Source organism: Streptomyces rubradiris, assembly GCF_016860525.1.
GTDB lineage: Bacteria > Actinomycetota > Actinomycetes > Streptomycetales > Streptomycetaceae > Streptomyces > Streptomyces rubradiris.
On sequence record NZ_BNEA01000015.1, the window covers coordinates 2,774,400 to 2,797,245 of the forward strand.

Below are 22,846 nucleotides of genomic sequence, written 5' to 3' on the forward strand. Positions count from 1 at the left end.
CGGGCCGCGCCGACGCCGGTCGCGCGTTCCCGCGCCCCCGGCCGGTCCGGTCACCGCCCGGCCGGCAGCCGCGCCCGGACACCCCGCCCCGGGCGACAATGGAGCCGTGACCAGCACCGGACCGCTCGCCCCGCGCCTGCCCTCCCCGCTTCAGGAGGTGCGGGACCCCCGGTTCGAGCGCCGCGGGCTCCGGCTGCTGCTCAAGCGCGACGACCTCATCCACCCCCATCTCGTCGGCAACAAGTGGCGCAAGCTGGTGCCGAACATCGCGGCGGCCGGCGGCCGGCCCCTGGTCACCTTCGGCGGGGCCTACTCCAACCACCTGCGGGCCACCGCCGCCGCGGGCCGGTTGCTGGGCCTGCCCACCACGGGCGTGGTGCGCGGTCAGGAGCTGGCCGGCCGCCCGCTCAACCCGTCCCTGGCCCGGTGCGCGGCCGACGGCATGCGGCTGCACTTCGTCGACAGATCGACCTACCGCCGCAAGACCGAGCCGGAGACCCTAACCAGAATCCTGCGCGCGGCCGGTGCCGAGGGCGCGTACGTCGTCCCGGAGGGCGGCAGCAACGCCGAGGCGGTGCACGGCTGCCGGGCGCTGGGCGCGGAACTGCGCGGCCAGGCCGAGGTCGTCGCGGTCGCCTGCGGCACCGGCGGCACCCTCGCCGGACTGGCCGCCGGACTCGGGACGGACGGGCGCGCGCTCGGCATACCGGTCCTGAAGGGCGGTTTCCTGGAGGCTGACATACAGACGCTGCAGGAACGTGCCTTCGGCGCCCGTACCGGCGTCTGGTCCCTGGACGACCGCTTCCACTGCGGCGGGTACGCCCGTACGACTCCCGAACTGGAGGCGTTCGCAAGCGACTTCGAGCAGCGGCACGGACTGCCCGTGGAACGTCTCTATGTCGCCAAGTTGCTCCACGGGCTTGTCGCCCTCGCGGAAGAGGGCGCCTTCGCGCGCGGGAGCACGATCGCCGCCGTCGTCACCGGGCGGCCGTTCCCGGAGCCCCCTCCAGTCGCCCCGGAGCGCTAACCGGCCTCCCTGAAGGCCGCCGCCTCCTCCAGGTCCAGGCGCCTGAGCAGGGCGCGCAGCATCTCGTCGTCGATGTGACGGTGGTCGCGGAGCCTGACGAAGACCTCGCGTTCGGCGCTGATCATCTCCCGGGACAGCCGGCGGTAGGTGTCGTCCACGGACTCGCCGGTGACCGGGTTGACCTGGCCGAGCCGCTCCCAGACGGCGTTGCGGCGGCGCTCCAGGACGGTGCGCAGCCGGTCGACGAGCGGCGGCGGCAGGGCGTTGCGCTCGTCGGCGAGCAAGTCGTCGAGCCGGGCCTCGGCGGCCCGCGACGCCTGCGCCTGGGCGTTGGCCTCGGCGAGGGTCTCGGCCTGCCGGTCGCGGCCGGGGAAACGCAGCAGCCGGATCAGCGGCGGCAGCGTCACGCCCTGCACGACGAGCGTGCCGATGACGGTGGTGAAGGTCAGGAAGAGGATCAGGTTGCGCGGGCCGTCGGCCATGGTCGACGGGATGGCGAAGGCGATGGCAAGGGAGACGACCCCGCGCATGCCGGCCCACGAGGTGACCATCGCGCCCCGCCAGGTGGGGTTCTCCTCGCGCGCGCGGATGCGCTCCGACAGCAGCCGGGGCAGGAAGGTGGCCGGGTAGACCCAGACGAACCGGGCCACCACGACGACCAGGAAGACGGCGACCGCGTACCACACCGCGGCGAGCCCCTGGTACTCCCCGAGCCGCTTGAGGACGATCGGCAGTTGCAGCCCGATCAGGGCGAACACCGCGGACTCCAGCACGAAGGCGACCATCTTCCACACCGCCTCCTCCTGGAGCCGGGTGGCGAAGTCGACCTCCCACGCGCGGTGGCCGAGGTAGAGGGCGACGACCACGACGGCGAGCACCCCGGAGGCGTGCGCCTGCTCGGCGACCCCGTAGGCGACGAACGGGATCAGCAGCGAGAGCGTGTTCTGCAGCAGCGGCTCGTTCAGATGGGTGCGCAGCCAGTGCAGGGGTGCCATGAGGACCAGCCCGATCCCGACCCCGCCGACCGCGGCGAGCGCGAACTCGCCGATGCCGCCGGCCCAGGTGGCGCCCGCGCCGACGGCGGCGCCGAGCGCCACCTTGTAGGCGGTGATCGCGGTGGCGTCGTTCACCAGGGACTCGCCCTGGAGGATGGTGGTGATCCGGGAGGGCAGGCCGACCCGGCGCGCGACGGCCGCGGCGGCCACCGCGTCCGGCGGAGCCACCACCGCGCCCAGCACCAGCGCGGCGGGCAGCGACAGCCCGGGGACGATCGCATAGGCGGCCCAGCCGACGACGACGGTCGCGAACAGGACGTACCCGACCGAGAGCAGCGCGACCGGACGCAGTTGCGCGCGCAGGTCCAGGTAGGAGCTGTCGCTCGCCGAGGTGTACAGCAGCGGGGGAAGCAGCAGCGGCAGGACCACGTGCGGGTCGAGGGTGTACGACGGCACGCCGGGGATGTAGGAGACCGCCAGGCCCACGGCGACCAGCAGCAGCGGGGCCGGCGCGGGAGTGCGCCGGGCCGCCGCGGCCACCGCCGCACTGCCCGCCACCAGCAACAGCAGGGGCATCACGTCCAAGGTCCTCGCCCACCTCTTGTCCCGCGCGGTCGTCCGCACACCCGTCGTAATCTGGCAATCATGAAACAGTGCACGCACGCCGAAGCGCTGCCGCACCCGGAACCGGCGCCGCTCGCCGCGACCTGCCCGGAGTGCCTGCGGGACGGTACGCACCCGGTGCAGCTGCGGCTCTGCCTCAGCTGCGGGCACGTCGGCTGCTGCGACTCCTCGCCGGGACGGCACGCGACGGAGCATTACGCGCGGACGGGGCACCCGGTGATGCGGACCTTCGAGCCCGGCGAGGACTGGCGGTGGTGCTTCGTCGACCATGTGCTCGTCTGACCCGCGTTCGTGCGAGCGGGACTTCTCGTCCGACCGCGTTCTCGTGTGACACTGCTTGTGGCGGCTTCCGCACGACGGTTCGAGCGTCTGACGTCTGGGTACGTCAATCCGGCGCGCGCTCTTCCCATTTGGGCCCGCCCACCCCCTAGACACGGAGCGTATCCGGAGCTTTACTGTGAGTGACGCCAGGGGGTTGGGGTCCCGGGGACAGGAACGTTCGGAGCGCGATAGCGTCACCGCTTGAACCATGTACGCGTTACCCCGGGGGGCGACCCTCGGCCCCGTAAAGCTTGTACCACCATGGAGGTGAGGGTGTCCCAGATCGCAGGCGAGCCCGCGGCGAACCAGGACTTCGTGGAAGTCCGGCTGCCGGCTGCGGGTGCCTACCTGTCGGTGCTGCGGACGGCCACGGCCGGTCTGGCGGCTCGCTTGGACTTCACCCTGGACGAGATCGAGGACCTGCGCATCGCCGTGGACGAGGCCTGCGCGATCCTGCTCCAGCAAGCCGTGCCCGGCTCGGTGCTCAGCTGTGTCTTCCGTCTTGTCGACGACTCGCTGGAAGTGACGGTGTCCGCGCCGACGACGGACGGCCACGCCCCCTCGCGGGACACCTTCGCCTGGACCGTGCTGTCGGCCCTCGCGGGCAAGGTCTCGTCCGCCGTGGACGAGGACAAGACGGTCTCGATCAGCCTCTACAAACAGCGTGGTGTCGGCCCCGGGCCGGCCTGAGGAACGGGGACGGTCCGGTGCGGGACGAAGAGCGCGGCACACGGGAGCTGCCGGCCGGGGACGGGGGCGCCTCCTGGTCGGGTGACGCCGAGACCTCCGGGGCGAAGACCCGGGACGGGTCCCGGCGCATGGCGGACGGCATCGACGGCATCCCCGAGCAGGCCAGGCCGCACCCGGACGACGGCTCCGCGCGGGTCGACGGCGACGGTGCCGGGCAGGGCACACCGCCGACGGCAGGCGACGGCGCCGCATCCACCGTCCGCGCGGGGGCCAGGGCTCGGGGAAGGGCTACGGGCGGGACGATGAGCGAGCACGAGCGATACGCCGAGGACGACACGCCGGACACGGAGACCGCGCAGGCAGTACAGCACGGCGTCCAGGACCGCAGCGGGGCGCGGGCGATGTTCGTCGAGCTGCGCTCGCTGCCCGAGGGCAGCCCGCAGTACGCGGAACTGCGCAACCAGCTCGTCCGCATGCACCTGCCGCTCGTGGAGCACCTGGCGCGCCGGTTCCGCAACCGCGGCGAGCCGCTGGACGACCTCACCCAGGTCGCCACGATCGGTCTGATCAAGTCCGTCGACCGGTTCGACCCCGAGCGCGGGGTGGAGTTCTCCACGTACGCCACCCCGACCGTCGTGGGCGAGATCAAGCGGCACTTCCGCGACAAGGGCTGGGCGGTCCGCGTGCCGCGCCGGCTCCAGGAACTGCGGCTCTCGCTGACCACCGCGACCGCCGAGCTGTCCCAGCTGCACGGCCGGTCGCCGACGGTCCACGAGCTGGCCGAGAAGCTGGCCATCTCGGAGGAGGAGGTCCTGGAGGGCCTGGAGTCGGCGAACGCGTACTCCACACTGTCCCTGGACGTCCCCGACACGGACGACGAGTCGCCGGCGGTCGCCGACACCCTGGGCGCCGAGGACGAGGCGCTGGAGGGCGTGGAGTACCGCGAGTCCCTCAAGCCGCTGCTGGAGGACCTGCCGCCGCGCGAGAAGCGGATCCTGCTGCTGCGCTTCTTCGGGAACATGACCCAGTCGCAGATCGCGCAGGAGGTCGGCATCTCCCAGATGCACGTCTCCCGGCTGCTGGCCCGCACTTTGGCCCAGCTGCGGGAGAAGCTCCTCGTGGAGGAGTGACGCGCGGCTGCCTGGGCCGGCCCCGGGAGTGCCGGGCGGCGGTGTGGCCCGGGCCGGCGGATGCCGGGGGAGCGCTGCGGCCGGTGCGGTGACTCGCCCTTCACTCCAGTCCCCGTACGTCCTGCCCGCCGGGCCCTACTCCGCCCGGCCGGGTCCCTTGATGCCGAGGGCCCGGGTCGTCTCGCCGTTGACGAGGAGGACCAGGGCGGCGATGGCGATCGCGGCGAGGGCGATGCCGGCCGGGATGGCCATGCTGTCGGCCTGGAGCAGGCTGTAGGCGACCGGGAGCGCCATGAGCTGGGTGATCACCGCGGGGCCCCGGCTCCAGCCGCGCCGCAGCAGCAGCCCGCGCGCGGCGAGCAGCGGCAGCAGCGCGAGCACGATCAGCGTGATGCCGAGGGTCACGGCCTGCTGCCGGTCGTCCGGCTCACCGGTGACCCCGCGGACGAGCACCCACAGGCCGCCGGCCACCAGCGCGGCGCCCTCCAGCGCGGCCAGCACCGCCGCGTACGTCAGCCGGCGCGGACGGGGTCCGTCGGTCACGGCTGTCTCGGCGGTCTCGGAGGCGGGGTTCTGCTGACTGCTCACCCCTGAAGGGTAGCCGTCGCGCCCCGGTCACCGCCGGGTACCCGGGACGCGCCCGGCGGAGCGTGTTCAGGCTCACGCCCCGCCTCTTACCGGATCCCTACCTCGGACTGGGCCCGATACCCCCCAGTAGGTACGCTGCCATGCATGCGTGCACTTCTCGTGGTCAATCCGGCGGCTACCACCACAAGCGCACGCAGACGTGATGTGCTCATCCACGCGCTGGCGAGCGAGATGAAGCTGGAGGCGGTCACCACCGAGTACCGCGGCCACGCCCGCGACCTCGGCCGGCAGGCGGCGGAGAGCGACGACATCGACCTGGTGGTGGCGCTCGGCGGCGACGGCACGGTCAACGAGGTCGTCAACGGCCTCCTGCACGCCGGCCCGGACCCGGAGCACCTGCCCGGTCTGGCCGTCGTCCCCGGCGGTTCCACGAACGTCTTCGCCCGGGCGCTGGGCCTGCCCAACGATCCCGTCGAGGCCACCGGCGCACTGCTGGACGCGCTGCGCGAGGGCACCGAGCGGATCGTCGGCCTCGGGCTGACGTCGGGCCCGCCGGGCACCGAGGACGAGGCGGTGCCGGCCCGCTGGTTCACCTTCAACGCCGGGCTCGGTTTCGACGCGGGTGTGGTGGGCCGGGTCGAGCAGCAGCGCGAGCGCGGGAAGAAGTCGACCCACGCGCTCTACGTCCGGCAGGTCGTCCGGCAGTTCCTGGGCGAGCCGAACCGGCGCAACGGCACGATCACGCTGGAGCGGCCCGGCGCGGACCCCGTCGAGGATCTCGTCGTCGCCATAGTCTCGAACACGTCCCCGTGGACGTACCTCGGCAACCGCCCCATGTACACCTCACCCAAGGCGTCGTTCGACACCGGCATCGACGTGCTGGGTCTCAGCCGTCTCTCGACGGCCGCGGTTGCCCGGTATGGCACCCAGTTGCTCACTTCGTCCCCCGAGCGCGGGCCGCACGGGAAGCACGCGGTCTCCCTGCATGATCTGGATCAGTTCACCTTGCATTCGAAGGTGCCGCTGCCTCTCCAGATGGACGGTGACCACCTCGGGCTGCGTACGAGCGTGACGTTCACAGGCGTACGCCGTGCACTGCGTGTGATTGTGTGAGCGGAACGGGCAAAAGTCCTTTCACTCGAACGTTTAGGCCAGGATCCACCCCATGGAAGTACGGCTGTGACCTAGTCGACACCGAGGAATCAAAAAAAACTTCCCGGAAGGGGTTGTATCCGTCGCCGAGGTTTGCGAGTCTCTACGTGGCGATCGGGACGGCCCGCAACACCGGCCTCCACTGATCACCGGAACCCCTCTTCAAACCAAGGACCACGCCGGGTGTGAACTCGACGGTCGGCCCTTCACTTGTTGAGGGATTCGTGAAAGCGTTCACATTCACAAGCAACCTGCACGTAATACCAAGGAGAGGTAGCAGCCATGGACTGGCGTCACAACGCCGTTTGCCGCGAGGAAGACCCCGAGCTCTTCTTCCCCATCGGCAACACCGGTCCTGCGCTGCTGCAGATCGAGGAAGCCAAGGCCGTCTGCCGTCGCTGCCCGGTGATCGAGCAGTGTCTGCAGTGGGCGCTCGAGTCCGGTCAGGACTCCGGCGTCTGGGGTGGTCTCAGCGAGGACGAGCGCCGCGCCATGAAGCGCCGCGCCGCCCGCAACCGGGCCCGTCAGGCCTCCGCCTGACATACCCACCCCTGCTGACAGCCTGAGCTTGGCGGCGCGCACAGCACGTACGCATCTCCCGCCCCCGAGCCGCAGCGCGCAGTTCCCCCGGAGCGCTTAGCGATAAAGCAGAGCAGCAACGAGCATCAGCCTCGGACCAATGGCGGTCCGGGGCTTTTTGCTGTGCTCGAACGCATCACCGGTAGCACCTTGGCGGCGCCTTCTCCGATAAACACCTTGAGGACACGGGAGTTGCCGGTCGAAGGAGAAGAGAATCGCCGCCCCCGTCGCCGCCCCCCGCGGGGCTCCGCCGTGAGGAAGGCGCCTACTTCTGGGCCCGCACCGGGATGTCGAGGATCACCCGGGTTCCGCGCCCGGACGCCGGCACCATGTCGAAGGATCCGCCCAGCTCCCCCTCCACCAGCGTCCGTACGATCTGCAGACCGAGGTTGCCCGAGCGGTGCGGGTCGAAGCCCTCGGGCAGGCCGACGCCGTCGTCCTGGACCGTGACCAGCAGCCGGGCCTCCTTGGTGGTGCCGCCGCGCACCGCGGAGACCTCGACCGTGCCGGTGTCGCCTTCTCGGAAGCCGTGCTCCAGGGCGTTCTGCAGGATCTCGGTGAGGACCATGGACAGCGGGGTGGCCACTTCGGCGTCGAGTATGCCGAACCGTCCGGTGCGCCGGCCGGTGACCTTGCCCGGCGAGATCTCGGCGACCATGGCCAGCACCCGGTCCGCGATGTCGTCGAACTCGACCCGCTCGTCCAGGTTCTGCGACAGCGTCTCGTGCACGATCGCGATGGAACCGACCCGGCGGACCGCCTCCTCCAGCGCCTCCCGGCCGCGCTCGGACTCGATGCGCCGGGCCTGGAGCCGGAGCAGGGCGGCGACCGTCTGGAGGTTGTTCTTCACCCGGTGGTGGATCTCCCGGATGGTGGCGTCCTTGGTGATCAACTCCCGCTCGCGCCGACGCAGTTCGGTCACGTCGCGGAGCAGCACCAGCGAACCGATGCGGGTGCCCTTGGGCTTGAGCGGGATGGCCCGGAACTGGATGACACCGTCGTTCGCCTCGATCTCGAACTCGCGCGGCGCCCAGCCGCTGGCCACCTTGGCCAGCGCCTCGTCCACCGGACCCCGGGTGGGGGCGAGTTCGGCGGTGGTCTGTCCGAGGTGGTGACCGACCAGGTCGGCGGCGAGGCCGAGCCGGTGGTAGGCGGAGAGGGCGTTCGGGGAGGCGTACTGGACGATGCCGTCCGCGTCCAGCCGGATCAGACCGTCGCCGACGCGCGGGGAGGCGTCCATGTCGACCTGCTGGCCGGGGAACGGGAAGGAGCCCGCGGCGATCATCTGCGCGAGGTCGGAGGCGCTCTGGAGGTAGGTCAGCTCCAGGCGGCTCGGGGTGCGCACGGTGAGCAGATTGGTGTTCCGGGCGATCACGCCGAGGACGCGGCCCTCACGCCGTACCGGGATGGACTCGACCCGTACGGGGACCTCTTCACGCCACTCCGGGTCGCCCTCGCGCACGATCCGGCCCTCGTCCAGCGCCACGTCCAGCATCGGCCGCCGGCCGCGCGGGACCAGGTGGCCGACCATGTCGTCCTGGTAGGAGGTCGGGCCGGTGTTGGGCCGCATCTGGGCGACCGAGACGTACCGGGTGCCGTCCCGGGTGGGCACCCAGAGCACCAGGTCGGCGAAGGAGAGGTCGGAGAGCAGCTGCCACTCCGAGACCAGCAGGTGGAGCCACTCGAGGTCGGAGTCGTCCAGGGCGGTGTGCTGGCGTACGAGTTCGTTCATGGAGGGCACGTGTGCGAGCGTACCCGGGGCCTGACAGTGGCCGGAAAAACACCCGCGGGCCGCGGCGCCTGGAAGGGACCCTCAACCCTCCCGGCACCGCAGCCCGGAGCATCAACGGCCGTGGGGTGTGCGGTCCCGGTCGGCCGAAGGTCGAGGAGCCGGGCAGTCAGGGCAGAGAGCACCGGATCCTCGGTCCGTCTTCCTGTGCGGGGAAGACGGAGGCTTGCTGTTGTTCGATTCTGGACTAGACCACGTCGGCGTGTCCATGGCGCGGAAGCGTCGGCGCCGTAGCAGGCGCCGGCCCGCGATGCCACGCAGCCTAGCCCGCCCGGGTCAGTCGTGGGGCCAGATGGCCATGGCAATTTCCGCGAGTGCTTCCAGTTCCTCCCGGCGTGCGCCGTCGCGGGCCTGCTGGGACATGCCCTGGATCACGGCGCCGGTGTGCCGGGCGAGGGCCGCGGCGTCGGTGCCGGCGGGCAGCAGCCCGGCCGCGACGTCCGCCCGGATCCGGGACTCGATGGCGGCGATGTTGGCGTTGCGCCGGTCCCGCAGCAACGCCTCGACCTCCGGGTTGGTGCAGTTGATGGCGGCGTGGATGATCATGCAGCCCTGCGGATGGGACGGGTCGGTGTACTCGGCGGCGGCCTCGCGGAGCATGCGGGCGACGCCCTCGCGGGCCGTGGGTTCCTCGTCGAGGGCGCGCGCGCCGAAGGCGCCGTGGGTGCCGCTGTAGACGCGGACGACCTCGTCGAAGAGGGACTGCTTGTCGCCGAAGGCCGCGTACAGGCTGGGAGCGCCGATGCCCATGACGCGGGTGAGGTCGGAGACCGAGGTGGCCTCGTACCCGTGCTGCCAGAAGGCCAGGAGCGCCTTCTCCAGTGCCGTGGCGCGGTCGAAGGAGCGCGGCCTGCCCCGCGTCCGGCCCGCCCCGCCGCTCTTCGCCTGTGTGTCCTGCCCGGTGGCCATGCGAACCATTTTATAGCGACCCCTAGAAAATTGCCGGCGGGGTGGTGTACGGTTTTTCTGTAACGACCGCTAGACAAATCGGAGGGGGCGGCCATGGGCGCGCTGACAGGAAAGACGGCGCTGGTGACGGGTGCGAGCCGGGGCATCGGGCGGGGCATCGCCGAGCGGCTGGGACGCGACGGCGCCCGCGTGGCGGTGCACTACGGCACCAATGAGGAGGCGGCCGAGGCGACGGTGGCCGCGATCGAGTCGGCGGGCGGCTCCGCGTTCGCGATCGGGGTGGAGCTGGGCACGCCCGGGGACGCCGAGCGGCTGTGGGCGCAGTTCGACCGGCACGCGGACGGGGTGGACATCCTGGTGAACAACGCGGGCATCGGCACCGCGCGCCCCTTCGAGGAGATCGAGAAGGAGGAGTACGACCGGCTGTTCGCGGTGAACGCCAAGGCCCCCTTCTTCGTGACCCGGCTCGGCGTGGACCGGCTGCGCGACGGCGGGCGGGTGGTGAACATATCGTCCGGGCTGGCGCGGAGCGCGGTGATGCCCGACCTCCTGGCCTACTCCATGACCAAGGCGGCGCTGGACGTCCTCACCCGGGACCTGTCCAAGCTGCTCGGCCCCCGCGGGATCACGGTGAACTCGGTGGCCCCCGGCATCATCGACACCGACAACACCGCGGAACTCCTGAACGGCACGGAGGACGGCCGGGCCCGGGCCGCCGCGCTCTCGGCGCTGGGGCGGGTGGGAACGCCGGCCGATGTCGCCGACGCAGTGGCCTTCCTGGCATCGGACGACGGCCGGTGGGTGACCGGTCACTGGCTGGACGCGACGGGAGGTTCCCTCAGCTGAGAATTTCCCGGGTCTTCCCCGCTTCTTCCCACGCCCTCGAACGGCGGCTCTGTTAGATTGGTCTAAACCACATAGACGCACAGAGCCCACTTCAGAACGGCAGGCCCAGCGTGGAAGTTGTCATCGTTCCGGACGCCGCGGCGGGCGGCGAGCTCATCGCCGAGGCCATGGCCCAGCTGCTGCGACGCAAGCCCGACGCCCTGCTCGGCGTGGCCACCGGCTCCACCCCGCTGCCCGTCTACCAGGCCCTGACCGCCAAGGTGCGCTCCGGCGCCGTGGACGCCTCCCGGGCGAGGATCGCGCAGCTCGACGAGTATGTGGGGCTGCCCGCGGACCATCCCGAGTCCTACCGCTCGGTGCTGCGCCGGGAGGTGCTGGAGCCGCTGGGCATAGGGATGGACGCGTTCATGGGTCCGGACGGCACGGCGCAGGACGTCCAGGCGGCGTGCGAGGCGTACGACCGGGCGCTCACCGAGGCCGGCGGGGTGGACCTCCAGCTGCTCGGCATCGGGACCGACGGACACATCGGATTCAACGAGCCGTGCTCCTCGCTCGCCTCGCGCACCCGGATCAAGACGCTGACCGAGCAGACCCGGATCGACAACGCCCGTTTCTTCGACGGCGACATCGAGCAGGTCCCGCACCACGTCATCACCCAGGGCATCGGGACGATCCTGGAGGCCCGGCACCTGGTGCTGCTGGCGACGGGCGAGGGCAAGGCGGACGCGGTCGCCGCGACGGTCGAGGGCCCGGTGGCCGCGGTCTGCCCCGCCTCCGCGCTCCAGCTCCACCCCCACGCCACGGTGGTGGTCGACGAGGCCGCCGCGTCCAAGCTGAAGCTGGCCGACTACTTCCGCCACACCTACGCCAACAAGCCGGAGTGGCAGGGCCTTTAGGGAGACACACCGACGGCACCGTCGGCGGGCTCCGGCACCGGCAAGGGGGCGGCGCCTCGCCGCGCAGGCGGGGCGGACCGACGGATCGACGGATCGACGGATCGACGGGGGCGGTAGCCGGCCGACGGCGCCCCGTCGCCTCCCTCACGCCGGACCCCGGTCCTCGCCCCGTGTCCTTTCCGCTCACCCGCCCGATGGACTAGACCAACAGCGGGTGCGGCGGTATACAGAGGGGATCACGGAGCGTGCGGGTGGAGTGCTGGCAGAGCAACCCGTGCCACGATGTGAGCCGTGGCCGATGGGATGTCGGTCGCTTTCGGCATCCGGAGCCGGGAAGGCAGAGCATGAGCACCGACGTCAGCAGTGCGGAGAACGAGGCAGGCACCACCCGTACCGCGCGCGTGCCCAAGTACTACCGCTTGAAGAAGCACCTGCTCGACATGACGGAGACGCAGGCGCCGGGTACGCCGGTCCCGCCCGAGCGCACGCTGGCCGCCGAGTTCGACACGTCCCGTACCACGGTGCGCCAGGCCCTGCAGGAACTGGTCGTGGAGGGCCGGCTCGAACGCATCCAGGGCAAGGGCACCTTCGTGGCCAAGCCCAAGGTCTCCCAGGCGCTCCAGCTCACCTCCTACACCGAGGACATGCGGGCCCAGGGCCTGGAGCCGACCTCGCAGCTGCTGGACATCGGGTACATCACCGCCGACGACCGGCTCGCCGAGCTGCTCGACATCACCGCCGGCGGCCGGGTGCTGCGCATCGAGCGGCTGCGCATGGCCAACGGCGAGCCGATGGCGATCGAGACCACCCATCTGTCGGCCAAGCGCTTCCCCGCCCTGCGGCGCTCCCTGGTGAAGTACACCTCGCTGTACACCGCGCTCGCCGAGGTCTACGACGTCCACCTCGCCGAGGCCGAGGAGACCATCGAGACCTCCCTGGCCACACCCCGCGAGGCCGCCCTGCTCGGCACCGACGTGGGTCTGCCGATGCTGATGCTCTCCCGCCACTCGCTGGACCGCGAGGGCAAGCCGGTGGAGTGGGTGCGCTCGGTCTACCGCGGGGACCGCTACAAGTTCGTCGCCCGGCTGAAGCGCCCGGCGGAGTAACGGCCGGACAACGGCAGGACACGTTCGCCGAATCGCTGTACCGATATGCGGACGAGGGCTTCCGCTGTCATGACACAGTCACCTAGATTTCCTGCTCATTGCACAGGTGATCAGCGAGGGGACGGAGCCGTGGCATGTCCGGAACGCCTGAAGTGAGACCACCGGTGGTGACACCGGTCAGGGTGATCATCGCCTTGTGTCTCGTAGCGCCCTTCGTGGCGATGCTGTGGGTCGGCTCGTACGCCAAGGTCGACCCCACGCTCATCGGAATCCCGTTCTTCTACTGGTACCAGATGCTCTGGGTACTGATCTCCGCCGGGCTCACCATGCTGGCGTACAAACTCTGGCAGCGTGACCAGCGCGCCCGCAAGGAAGCCAGCGGGGGTGCGGCGAAGTGAAGGACGGCGTCAACGGCGTCGCGCTCGGCGTCTTCATCTTCTTCTTCCTGGTCGTCACGGTCCTCGGCTTCCTGGCCGCACGCTGGCGCAGGGCCGAGAACGAGCACTCCCTGGACGAATGGGGCCTGGGCGGGCGGTCCTTCGGTACCTGGATCACATGGTTCCTGCTCGGCGGCGACCTGTACACGGCGTACACCTTCGTCGCCGTGCCGGCGGCGATCTACGCGGCGGGCGCCTCCGGCTTCTTCGCGGTGCCGTACACGATCCTGGTGTACCCGCTGATCTTCACCTTCCTGCCCCGTCTGTGGTCGGTCTCGCACCGCCACGGGTACGTCACCACTTCCGACTTCGTGCGCGGCCGGTTCGGTTCCAAGGGCCTGTCGCTGGCGGTGGCGGTGACCGGCATCCTGGCGACGATGCCGTACATCGCGCTCCAGCTGGTCGGCATCCAGGCGGTGCTGGACGTGATGGGCGTCGGCGGCGGCGAGAACACCAACTGGTTCATCAAGGACCTGCCGTTGCTCATCGCCTTCGGTGTGCTGGCGGCCTACACCTACTCCTCCGGCCTGCGCGCCCCCGCGCTGATCGCGTTCGTCAAGGACACGCTGATCTACATCGTGATCGCGGTGGCGATCATCTACATCCCGATCAAGCTGGGTGGCTTCGACGACGTCTTCGCCAAGGCGGGGCAGGCGTTCGACCAGGTCAACCCGGCCACCGGCAAGCCGCGCGGGGCGCTCGCGCCGCCGGAGGCGGGCCAGTGGACGTACGCCACGCTGGCGCTCGGCTCGGCACTCGCGCTGTTCATGTACCCCCACTCGATCACCGCGACCCTGTCGTCCCGCAGCCGTGAGGTGATCCGCCGCAACACCACGATCCTGCCGCTGTACTCCCTGATGCTGGGTCTGCTGGCGCTGCTGGGCTTCATGGCGATCGCGGCCGGGGTGAAGGTCTCCAACGGCCAGCTCGCCATCCCGCAGCTGTTCGAGGACATGTTCCCGGACTGGTTCACCGGCGTGGCGTTCGCGGCGATCGGCATCGGCGCCCTGGTCCCGGCCGCGATCATGTCCATCGCGGCGGCCAACCTCTTCACCCGCAACATCTACAAGGACTTCATCAAGCCGAACGCGACGGCCGCGGAGGAGACCAAGGTCTCCAAGCTGGTCTCCCTGCTGGTGAAGGTCGGCGCCCTGGTGTTCGTCCTCACCATGGACAAGACCGTCGCCATCAACTTCCAGCTGCTGGGCGGCATCTGGATCCTGCAGACCTTCCCGGCCCTGGTCGGCGGCCTGTTCACCGGCTGGTTCCACCGTTGGGCGCTGCTGGCCGGCTGGGCGGTCGGCATGGTCTACGGCACGGCCGCCGCCTACGGGGTGGCCTCGCCCACGCAGAAGCACTTCGGCGGCTCCTCGAAGGAGATCCCCGGCATCGGCGAGATCGGTTACATCGGCCTGACGGCGTTCGTGCTGAACGTCCTGGTCACCGTGGTCCTGACGGTCGTCCTGAAGGCCGTGAAGGCCCCCGCGGGCATCGACGAGACCAAGCCGGAGGACTACACGGCGGACTCCGGCGACCCCGATGTCCAGGTGGAGCTTCCGCCGGCCACCGCGGGCAGCGCGCACTGACCCACGCGACATCCGCAGCGGGCCGCCGACAGCAGACGCGTCGGCGGCCCGCTGCCGTCGCCTGTCCGGCCCGCTGCCATACACCGGTCCGGGCGGGTGACGCGCGGCCCTCCCCGGCGGGGCACCCTGTGGAAACCGGCGGGGCACGCACCCTGTGGAAAACTTCGACGCCTTGTCGTACCCGTCCGGCACACTCGGCCCATGGACATCGTCATCCGGCCCGCCGCCCCTCCCGAGTACGCCGTCCTCGGCGAGATCACCGCACAGGCCTACCTCGGAGACGGCCTCCTGGACTTCGGCGAGAGCGACGCGTACCTGGGCGAGCTGAAGGACGTGGCGAAACGCGCCGCCGCCGCCGAGGTCCTCGTCGCCGTCGCGGACGACCGGCCGCTCGGCGGCGTCACCTTCGTCCCGTCCGGTGGCCCCATGGCGGACATAGCCCGCCCCGGCGAGGCGGAGATCCGCATGCTCGCGGTGGACCGCGCGGCCCGCGGCCGGGGCGCCGGCGAGGCGCTCGTCCGGGCCTGTATCGAGCGCGCGAGGGCCACGGAGGGCTGCACGGCCGTCGTCCTGTCCACCCAGCGCACCATGCGCACCGCCCACCGCATCTATGAACGGCTGGGATTCGTCCGCACACCCGAACGGGACTGGAATCCCGTGCCGGAGCTGGACGGCATCACGCTGCTCACCTACGAGTTGACGCTCTGACACCACCGGGACACAACATCTGGGGGTGACACGACAGCCCGGCACAAGATGTATGCTCATGCTCGCTGTCGCCGCAGGGGAATCCGGTGCGAATCCGGAACTGTCCCGCAACGGTGTACTTGTGCGTATCCGCGTACGAGCGTCAGTCCGAGGACCTGCCGACAGCGCACCCGGCCACCCGGCCGGTGTGCCCGACGTCCGGGCCTCGTGGAATGGGCCGGTGGACGCGAGAGCCGTCGCGCGCTCGTGCTGTCCCCTGCCCTCCGCCAGGCCCCGTGCCGAGCGAGGGAGACCCCCACGTGACCATCGCGCCAGCCGACCCGGCTTCGGTCAGCGGACCGGAGACCGACGCTCCCGGTACCGCGCTGCTGCGGACGCTGTCCGAGCTGACGGCCGATCTGCCCGACGCCGACCCCGGGCGGGTCGCCGCCGCCGCGCTGCGCGGCCGGTCCGCGCGGGCCGACGAGGCGGAGCTGCGCGAGCTGGCCACGGAGGCCGCCGCCGGCCTGATCGCCGAGGACCCCGCCTACTCGAAGCTGGCCGCCCGGCTGCTGACCCTCGCGATCCGGGCCGAGGCCGCCTCCCAGGGCGTGACCTCCTTCACCGGGTCGATCACGGTGGGTCATCGCGAGGGCCTGGTCGCCGACCGCACCGCCGAGTTCGTGCGCACCCACGCCGGACGGCTGGACGCGCTGGTGGACTCGGCCGTGGCGGAGGGCGCCGACGACCGCTTCGGCTACTTCGGCCTGCGCACCCTGCACAGCCGCTACCTGCTGCGCCACCCGATCACCCGCAAGGTCATCGAGACGCCCCAGCACTTCATGCTGCGCGTGGCCAGCGGCCTGGCCGAGGACGACACGGCCCGCTCCGTGGACGAGGTCGCCTCGCTCTACGGCCTGATGAGCCGCCTGGACTACCTGCCCTCCTCCCCCACCCTGTTCAACTCCGGCACCCGCCACCCCCAGATGTCGTCCTGCTACCTGCTGGACTCCCCGCTGGACGAGCTGGACTCCATCTACGGCCGCTACCACCAGGTCGCCCGGCTGTCGAAGCACGCCGGCGGCATCGGGCTGTCGTACTCCCGCATCCGCTCGCGCGGTTCGCTGATCCGGGGGACGAACGGGCACTCCAACGGGATCGTGCCGTTCCTGAAGACCCTGGACGCCTCGGTCGCCGCCGTGAACCAGGGCGGCCGGCGCAAGGGCGCCGCCGCCGTCTACCTGGAGACCTGGCACTCCGACATCGAGGAGTTCCTGGAGCTGCGCGACAACACCGGCGAGGACGCCCGCCGCACCCACAACCTCAACCTCGCCCACTGGATCCCCGACGAGTTCATGCGCCGGGTCAACGCCGACGCCCAGTGGTCCCTGTTCTCCCCCGCCGACGTCCCCCACCTCGTCGACCTGTGGGGCGAGGACTTCGACACCGCCTACCGCAAGGCCGAAGCCGCCGGCCTGGCCAAGAAGACCCTCCCCGCCCGGGAACTGTACGGCCGGATGATGCGCACCCTGGCCCAGACCGGCAACGGCTGGATGACCTTCAAGGACGCCGCCAACCGCACCGCCAACCAGACCGCCGAACCCGGCAACGTCATCCACTCCTCCAACCTCTGCACCGAGATCCTGGAGGTCACCAACGACGGCGAGACGGCCGTCTGCAACCTCGGCTCCATCAACCTCGGCGCCTTCGTCCGCGACGGCGACATCGACTGGGACCGCCTGGACGCCACCGTCCGCACCGCCGTCACCTTCCTCGACCGCGTCGTCGACATCAACTACTACCCCACCGAACAGGCCGGGCGTTCCAACGCCAAGTGGCGCCCGGTCGGGCTGGGCGCGATGGGCCTCCAGGACGTCTTCTTCAAGCTGCGGCTGCCGTTCGACTCGGCCGAGGCCAAGGCGCTGTCCACGCGCATCTCCGAGCGGATCATGCTGGCCGCCTACGAGACGTCCGCCGACCTCGCCGAGCGCAACGGCCCCCTGCCCGCCTGGGAGAAGACCCGCACGGCCCGGGGCGTGCTGCACCCCGACCATTACGGTGTCGAGTTCACCTGGCCCGAGCGCTGGGCGGCGCTGCGTGAGCGCATCGCCAGGACGGGCATGCGCAACTCGCTGCTGCTGGCGATCGCGCCGACGGCCACCATCGCGTCGATCGCGGGGGTGTACGAGTGCGTCGAGCCGCAGGTGTCGAACCTGTTCAAGCGCGAGACCCTGTCCGGCGAGTTCCTCCAGGTCAACTCCTACCTGGTGCAGGACCTGAAGGACCTCGGCGTCTGGGACGCCCGCACCCGCGAGGCACTGCGCGAGGCCAACGGCTCGGTGCAGGACTTCCAGTGGATCCCCGAGGACATCCGCGCCCTGTACCGCACGGCCTGGGAGATCCCCCAGCGCGGCCTGATCGACATGGCCGCCGCCCGCACCCCCTACCTCGACCAGGCGCAGTCGCTGAACCTGTTCATGGAGACGCCGACCATCGGCAAGCTCTCCTCGATGTACGCCTACGCCTGGAAATCGGGCCTGAAGACCACGTACTACCTGCGTTCGCGCCCCGCGACGCGCATCGCCCGCGCCGCCCAGGCGCAGCCCACCCTCCCCGCACAGGTCACCGCGGACCCCGAAGCGGTCGCCTGTTCCCTGGAAAACCCCGAGTCCTGCGAGGCCTGCCAGTAATGTCCCGTAACACCAACCTGCTCGACCCCGGCTTCGAACTCACCCTGCGCCCCATGCGCTACCCCGACTTCTACGAACGCTACCGGGACGCCATCAAGAACACCTGGACCGTCGAAGAGGTCGACCTCCACTCCGACGTCGCCGACCTCGCCAAACTCACCCCCGAGGAACAGCACCTCATCGGCCGGCTCGTCGCCTTCTTCGCCACCGGCGACTCCATCGTCGCCAACAACCTCGTACTCACCCTCTACAAGCACATCAACTCCCCCGAAGCACGCCTCTACCTGAGCCGACAGCTCTTCGAGGAAGCCGTCCACGTCCAGTTCTATCTGACACTGCTGGACACCTACCTCCCCGACCCCGAGGACCGCGCGGCCGCCTTCGCCGCGGTGGAGAACATCCCCTCCATCCGCGAGAAGGCCGAGTTCTGCTTCAAATGGATCGACGAGGTCGAGAAGATCGACCGCCTGGAGACCAAGGCCGACCGCCGCCGCTTCCTGCTCAACCTCATCTGCTTCGCCGCCTGCATCGAAGGACTCTTCTTCTACGGCGCCTTCGCCTACGTCTACTGGTTCCGCAGCCGCGGCCTCCTGCACGGCCTGGCCACCGGCACCAACTGGGTCTTCCGCGACGAGACCATGCACATGAGCTTCGCCTTCGACGTCGTCGACACCGTCCGCAAGGAAGAACCCGACCTCTTCGACGACCAGCTCCAGCAGCAGGTCACCGACATGCTGAAGGAAGCCGTCGAAGCCGAACTGCAGTTCGCGCGCGACCTGTGCGGCGACGGCCTCCCGGGCATGAACACCGAGTCGATGCGGCAGTACCTCGAATGCGTCGCCGACCAGCGCCTCACCCGCCTCGGCTTCGCCCCGCTCTACGGCTCCGAGAACCCCTTCTCCTTCATGGAACTCCAGGGCGTTCAGGAACTGACGAACTTCTTCGAGCGCCGCCCCTCCGCGTACCAGGTCGCCGTCGAGGGCACGGTCGACCTCGACGAGGACTTCTGACCCCTCCCACTGTCCCGGGCCTCCTGGGCCTCCCTGATCTGCCGGTCGATGCGCCTGTCGCGCAGGTGCCCGAGCAGGGAGGGGAGGGCCAGGAGGACCAGGATGCCCAGGGTCAGTCCGATTCCGATCAAGCCTTCGATCTGGTTCTCGTTCATGGACACCACTGTCGCGTCGGTCACTCCTGACCGGCAGGGGCAGGACTGCCGTAGACCCTCGAATTACTGCCACCGCCGAGGCAGACTGGCGGCATGCTGAAAAACGTGGTCGCCGTGCTGCTGGACGGCGTGCATCCCTTCGAACTGGGCGTCGTCTGCGAAGTGTTCGGCATGGACCGCAGCGACGACGGGCTGCCGGTGTACGACTTCGCCGTGGTGTCGGCGGAGGGGCCGGGCCTCACCACCCACTGCGGGTTCACGGTGTCCACGCCGCACGGCCTGGAGCGGCTGGAGGAGGCCGACCTGATCGCCGTGCCGGCGGGCGAGGACTTCACCGTGCGCGAGTTCCCGCCGGAGCTGCTGACGGCATTGCGCCGGGCGGTCGACCGGGGCACCCGGGTGCTCAGCGTCTGCTCCGGGGTGTTCGTCCTGGCCGCGGCGGGGCTGCTGGACGAGCGGCGGTGCGCGGTGCACTGGCACCACGCCGAGCAGCTCGCCCGGCGCTATCCCCGGCTCCAGGTCGAGCCGGACGTGCTGTACGTGGACGAGGACCCGGTGATCACCTCCGCCGGGACCGCCGCCGGGATCGACGCCTGTCTGCACCTGGTGCGCAAGGAGCAGGGCCCGGAGGTGGCCAACAAGCTGGCCCGCCGCATGGTGGTGCCGCCGCACCGGGACGGCGGGCAGGCGCAGTTCATCGAGCGGCCCCTGCCGAAGGCTCCGGCCGACACGGTCGGGGAGGTGCTGGCCTGGATGGAGACCCACCTCGACCAGGAGATCACCGTCGAGCAGCTCGCCGCCCGCGCCCATATGGCACCGCGCACCTTCGCCCGGCGCTTCCGGCAGGAGACCGGGACCACGCCCTACCGCTGGCTGCTGCGGCAACGCGTGCTGCTGGCACAGGAGTTGCTGGAGGGCACCGACGAGACGATGGACGCGATCGCCTGGCGCACCGGGTTCGGTACGGCCGCCGCGCTGCGCCATCAGTTCCTCCGGGCGCTGGGTACCACCCCGAACGCCTACCGGCGCGCGTTCCGGGGCCCGCGGGCCGCCTGAGCGCGCGCCGGCATCGGCGGCCTACCAGGGCCTCGCGCGCAGCAGCAGGTTGTGCGGGCGGAGCGTGATGCCGACGCGGGTGCTGTCGTCCGAACCGTCGGCCGGTTCGAAGCGGTACTTCGCCGAGACCGCCGCGGTGATCAGGCTCAGCTGGGTCATGGAGAAGTGGTCGCTGGGGCACTTGCGGTTGCCCACGCTGAACGGGCTCATGGCGTACTTGGGCACGTCCTTGGCCCGCTCGGGCAGCCAGCGGTCGGGGTCGAAGTCGAGGTGGCGGTCGTAGGAGCGGTGGTCGCGCTGGATCGCGTACGGGCTGTAGACGATGTCCGCACCGGCCGGAACGCGATAGCCGCCGAGTGCGGTGTCGGTCACCGCGCGCCGCGTCAGAATCCACACGGCGGGCCGCAGCCGCATGGCCTCGACGACGACATTGTTGGTGTGCCGCAGGGAGCGGACATGCTCGAATCCGACCGGTCGGCCACCGGTCACGGATTCGACCTCGGTCCGTACCTTCTCCGCGTGTTCCGGGTGTTCGGCGAGGACCTGGAGCAGCCACATGACGGTGGACGCCACTGTTTCGCTGCCGGGTGTCAGTATCGCCACGACCTGGTCGTGGATCTCCTGTTCCCCGATGGGGTCGCCATTGTCGTCCTTCGCCTCCAGCAATGCCGTCAGCAAATCGTCCGGCCTTTGACCGGATGCCCTGCGTTCGGCGACGATCTCGTCCACCAGCAGATGCAAATCGGCCAGGGCCCGGTTGAATTCGCGGTTGGCCGGGAACGGCAGCCGGTACAGCGGCCCGAGCGGGATCACCATCCGGCGGTACATGCCCCGGAAGACGGTGGCGAGGTCGACGCTGAGGCGTTCCGCGCGCTCGTCCATGAAGTCGCCGCGCAGCAGGCAGCGGGCGGCGATGCGGACGGCGACCCGGAAGGACTCGGAGGTGCAGTCGATGGTCTCGCCGGGCCGCCAGCGCTCGGTCAGCGCGTGCGCCTCCTCCTCCATGACGGGGCCGTAGCCCGGTATCGCGTCGAGCCGGAACGCGGGCTGGATGGTGCGCCGCTGCCGGCGGTGCCGGGGCCCGTTCGCGGTGGCCACGCCCTCCTTGCCGAGCAGTCCCTCCAGGGACTCCCACAGCGGGCCGGCGATCGCGAAGTCCGGGTTGAGGGCCAGCGCGCCGGTCAGCTCCGGGGTGGTGACGGCGTACACCGTCTTGGGGCCGAGCCGCAGGCGTACGACGTCGCCGTGGTCGCGCAGCGCGGACATGAAGGCGAGCGGGTCGCGGACCAGTCTCAGGCCGTGCCCGAGGACCGGCAGGGCCCCCCGGGCCAGGGGCGGTTCGCGCAGTACGGACGTCCCGGGGGTGGCGGGGCTCTGGGGCCGCACCGACTCTACGGTCATTTCTCACCTGCCGCTTCGTTCGTGACGTACGGGGGCGTGGCACGGTCGTCCCAGCTGTCGACCATGTACCGGCCGGACTCGTGGTGGAACCAGTAGACGGAGCTGAACCAGTTGCGCATATTGCCGACACAGGTCCGGACCGCGGCGCTCAGTTCCCGGCCGCGTGCCGTTCCGTCGTCGATCTGCCGGGCCAGTGCGAGGACGTTGCGCTCGGCTTCGGGAAATTCGCTGACGCATCCCTCGACGCGCCGTCTGATTTCCTCCACCGCTTCTTCGAGGGTCAGCCCGGCATGGGTGATGAGGCTGATGCCGAGATTGTGCACCTCGTCGCCCGCGATTTCCTTCGGCAGCGAGCAGAGGTCGTTGTACCAGGCGGCGAATTCCTGGCTGAGCAGCGCCGCCCGGCGGTACGCGGGATTTTTCCGTACCGTGTCCGGGAGTTCACATCCGGCGCTGGGCTCCAGCAGATCCGTCCATATCCAGTGGGCGAAGGTGAGGCGGCGCAGGGCGAGGTATTCCTCGACGCCGGGGACGCGCCCCTCGGCGCGGTTGCGGAACTCTCGGTCGTAGGCCTCGATCACGGCGTGGAAGTGCCGGGCGAACCGCTGGTTCCAGGTGTGCGGCAGGAAGCCGTACAGCCGCAGCACGCTCTCCGCGAAGCCCGCCACGAGGGGGTCGGGGTGGCGCAGCTGGGACCGGGGCGCGTCCAGGGCCGTGTGCAGCCGGTTCCGCAGTCGCTGCCAGTCGGCGGCCCGGCCGTGGACGATGTCGCGGTCGTGGCGGTCGTCCCAGACGAAGAACCAGGCGCTGTAGTCGGCTATGGCCTGCAGCACCTCGTCCGGGGCCCCCAGGTAGTAGCCCGCCATGAGGTCGGTGTAGCACAGTCCGTCGGCATATTCCGCGACCTTGTCCGCCGGCATCAGCCGCTTTTCCAGCAGCCAGAGCCGGGTCTTCTCCTGAAGCTTTGGCCAATACGGGTGCAGTTGCCGTGGAAAGGAGGACTCGATCACCGGGAGTGCCAGTGACGGTGGGACTACGACCGCTGTCGCCGTCGCCGTGGTGCTGCGTGGGAAAGCTTGCACAGAACAAACCCCTCTCAGCCGCCAGGAGCGCACACCCCTCCCCTTGCGCGGGGCGTGCGCCGTATGTATCCCCGTACTTACATTCAGCAC

Annotated in this window: 21 protein-coding genes and 1 riboswitch; of the genes, 15 read left to right on the forward strand and 6 right to left on the reverse strand. The window is 70.4% G+C overall.

Annotated features, from left to right (window positions below):
* The first annotated feature begins 106 nt into the window (after nucleotides 1-106).
* On the forward strand, nucleotides 107-1,027 hold the full coding sequence (locus tag Srubr_RS25350) for a 1-aminocyclopropane-1-carboxylate deaminase/D-cysteine desulfhydrase (RefSeq protein ID WP_189999801.1): 921 nt from the start codon (nucleotides 107-109) through the stop codon (nucleotides 1,025-1,027).
* On the opposite strand, the gene Srubr_RS25355 is transcribed toward Srubr_RS25350, so the two are convergent.
* A complete protein-coding gene (locus Srubr_RS25355; protein WP_189999802.1) occupies nucleotides 1,024-2,607 on the reverse strand; it encodes a Na+/H+ antiporter in 1,584 nt (527 codons plus the stop codon). The genes Srubr_RS25350 and Srubr_RS25355 overlap by 4 nt on opposite strands.
* A gap of 60 nt (nucleotides 2,608-2,667) precedes the next feature.
* On the opposite strand from Srubr_RS25355, the gene Srubr_RS25360 reads away from it, so the two are divergent.
* The 3 genes from Srubr_RS25360 (at nucleotide 2,668) to Srubr_RS25370 (ending at nucleotide 4,787) form a co-directional block, all read left to right on the forward strand.
* Nucleotides 2,668-2,928, forward strand: a complete 261-nt coding sequence (locus Srubr_RS25360; RefSeq protein WP_189999803.1) for a UBP-type zinc finger domain-containing protein — start codon at nucleotides 2,668-2,670, stop codon at nucleotides 2,926-2,928.
* A 312-nt stretch (nucleotides 2,929-3,240) separates the two neighbouring features.
* Nucleotides 3,241-3,657 (forward strand): ATP-binding protein, encoded by a 417-nt coding sequence (locus tag Srubr_RS25365; protein WP_030609825.1) that lies wholly within the window; start codon nucleotides 3,241-3,243, stop codon nucleotides 3,655-3,657.
* Between the two features lie 17 nt (nucleotides 3,658-3,674).
* Nucleotides 3,675-4,787, forward strand: coding sequence for an RNA polymerase sigma factor SigF (locus Srubr_RS25370; protein WP_189999804.1), 1,113 nt, complete (start codon nucleotides 3,675-3,677; stop codon nucleotides 4,785-4,787).
* 135 nt (nucleotides 4,788-4,922) lie between these two features.
* Here Srubr_RS25370 and Srubr_RS25375 read toward each other — a convergent pair whose 3' ends face one another.
* Entirely contained in the window at nucleotides 4,923-5,375 is a 453-nt protein-coding gene (locus tag Srubr_RS25375; RefSeq protein WP_189999805.1) for a hypothetical protein, read from the reverse strand.
* Nucleotides 5,376-5,519: 144 nt separating this feature from the next.
* On the opposite strand from Srubr_RS25375, the gene Srubr_RS25380 reads away from it, so the two are divergent.
* Both Srubr_RS25380 and Srubr_RS25385 read left to right on the forward strand, forming a co-directional pair.
* Complete coding sequence (locus Srubr_RS25380; RefSeq protein WP_189999806.1) at nucleotides 5,520-6,488, forward strand: diacylglycerol/lipid kinase family protein; 969 nt, start codon at nucleotides 5,520-5,522, stop codon at nucleotides 6,486-6,488.
* A 321-nt stretch (nucleotides 6,489-6,809) separates the two neighbouring features.
* A complete protein-coding gene (locus Srubr_RS25385) occupies nucleotides 6,810-7,067 on the forward strand; it encodes a WhiB family transcriptional regulator (RefSeq protein WP_003992873.1) in 258 nt (85 codons plus the stop codon).
* 304 nt (nucleotides 7,068-7,371) lie between these two features.
* On the opposite strand, the gene Srubr_RS25390 is transcribed toward Srubr_RS25385, so the two are convergent.
* Complete coding sequence (locus Srubr_RS25390; protein ID WP_189999807.1) at nucleotides 7,372-8,847, reverse strand: sensor histidine kinase; 1,476 nt, start codon at nucleotides 8,845-8,847, stop codon at nucleotides 7,372-7,374.
* 324 nt (nucleotides 8,848-9,171) lie between these two features.
* Nucleotides 9,172-9,804 carry a TetR/AcrR family transcriptional regulator gene (locus Srubr_RS25395; RefSeq protein ID WP_189999808.1) on the reverse strand — a complete coding sequence of 211 codons (633 nt, stop codon included), beginning with the start codon at nucleotides 9,802-9,804 and terminating at the stop codon, nucleotides 9,172-9,174.
* A gap of 93 nt (nucleotides 9,805-9,897) precedes the next feature.
* On the opposite strand from Srubr_RS25395, the gene Srubr_RS25400 reads away from it, so the two are divergent.
* The 9 genes from Srubr_RS25400 to Srubr_RS25440 all read left to right on the forward strand — a co-directional run bounded on the left by Srubr_RS25400 (nucleotide 9,898) and on the right by Srubr_RS25440 (nucleotide 20,273).
* Nucleotides 9,898-10,650 carry an SDR family oxidoreductase gene (locus Srubr_RS25400; RefSeq protein WP_189999809.1) on the forward strand — a complete coding sequence of 251 codons (753 nt, stop codon included), beginning with the start codon at nucleotides 9,898-9,900 and terminating at the stop codon, nucleotides 10,648-10,650.
* Nucleotides 10,651-10,760: 110 nt separating this feature from the next.
* Nucleotides 10,761-11,546, forward strand: a complete 786-nt coding sequence (gene nagB, locus Srubr_RS25405; RefSeq protein WP_189999810.1) for a glucosamine-6-phosphate deaminase — start codon at nucleotides 10,761-10,763, stop codon at nucleotides 11,544-11,546.
* A gap of 344 nt (nucleotides 11,547-11,890) precedes the next feature.
* Complete coding sequence (locus Srubr_RS25410) at nucleotides 11,891-12,652, forward strand: GntR family transcriptional regulator (protein WP_189999811.1); 762 nt, start codon at nucleotides 11,891-11,893, stop codon at nucleotides 12,650-12,652.
* 134 nt (nucleotides 12,653-12,786) lie between these two features.
* Nucleotides 12,787-13,050: a DUF3311 domain-containing protein gene (locus tag Srubr_RS25415; RefSeq protein WP_189999812.1), complete on the forward strand. Its 264-nt coding sequence runs from the start codon at nucleotides 12,787-12,789 to the stop codon at nucleotides 13,048-13,050.
* Nucleotides 13,047-14,675 (forward strand): monocarboxylate uptake permease MctP, encoded by a 1,629-nt coding sequence (mctP, locus tag Srubr_RS25420; RefSeq protein WP_189999813.1) that lies wholly within the window; start codon nucleotides 13,047-13,049, stop codon nucleotides 14,673-14,675. The genes Srubr_RS25415 and mctP overlap by 4 nt, the downstream gene beginning before the upstream one ends.
* A 201-nt stretch (nucleotides 14,676-14,876) precedes the next feature.
* A complete protein-coding gene (locus Srubr_RS25425) occupies nucleotides 14,877-15,383 on the forward strand; it encodes a GNAT family N-acetyltransferase (RefSeq protein WP_189999814.1) in 507 nt (168 codons plus the stop codon).
* A 52-nt stretch (nucleotides 15,384-15,435) separates the two neighbouring features.
* Nucleotides 15,436-15,560, forward strand: a riboswitch (cobalamin riboswitch).
* 122 nt (nucleotides 15,561-15,682) lie between these two features.
* Entirely contained in the window at nucleotides 15,683-18,052 is a 2,370-nt protein-coding gene (locus tag Srubr_RS25430) for a ribonucleoside-diphosphate reductase subunit alpha (RefSeq protein ID WP_203855054.1), read from the forward strand.
* Nucleotides 18,052-19,062 carry a ribonucleotide-diphosphate reductase subunit beta gene (locus Srubr_RS25435; protein WP_203855055.1) on the forward strand — a complete coding sequence of 337 codons (1,011 nt, stop codon included), beginning with the start codon at nucleotides 18,052-18,054 and terminating at the stop codon, nucleotides 19,060-19,062. The genes Srubr_RS25430 and Srubr_RS25435 overlap by 1 nt, the downstream gene beginning before the upstream one ends.
* Before the next feature lie 248 nt (nucleotides 19,063-19,310).
* Nucleotides 19,311-20,273: a GlxA family transcriptional regulator gene (locus tag Srubr_RS25440; RefSeq protein WP_189999393.1), complete on the forward strand. Its 963-nt coding sequence runs from the start codon at nucleotides 19,311-19,313 to the stop codon at nucleotides 20,271-20,273.
* Nucleotides 20,274-20,294: 21 nt separating this feature from the next.
* On the opposite strand, the gene Srubr_RS25445 is transcribed toward Srubr_RS25440, so the two are convergent.
* Nucleotides 20,295-21,674, reverse strand: coding sequence for a bifunctional albaflavenone monooxygenase/terpene synthase (locus tag Srubr_RS25445; protein WP_189999394.1), 1,380 nt, complete (start codon nucleotides 21,672-21,674; stop codon nucleotides 20,295-20,297).
* A complete protein-coding gene (gene cyc1 / locus Srubr_RS25450; RefSeq protein WP_189999395.1) occupies nucleotides 21,671-22,756 on the reverse strand; it encodes an epi-isozizaene synthase in 1,086 nt (361 codons plus the stop codon). The genes Srubr_RS25445 and cyc1 overlap by 4 nt, the downstream gene beginning before the upstream one ends.
* Nucleotides 22,757-22,846: the final 90 nt, after the last annotated feature.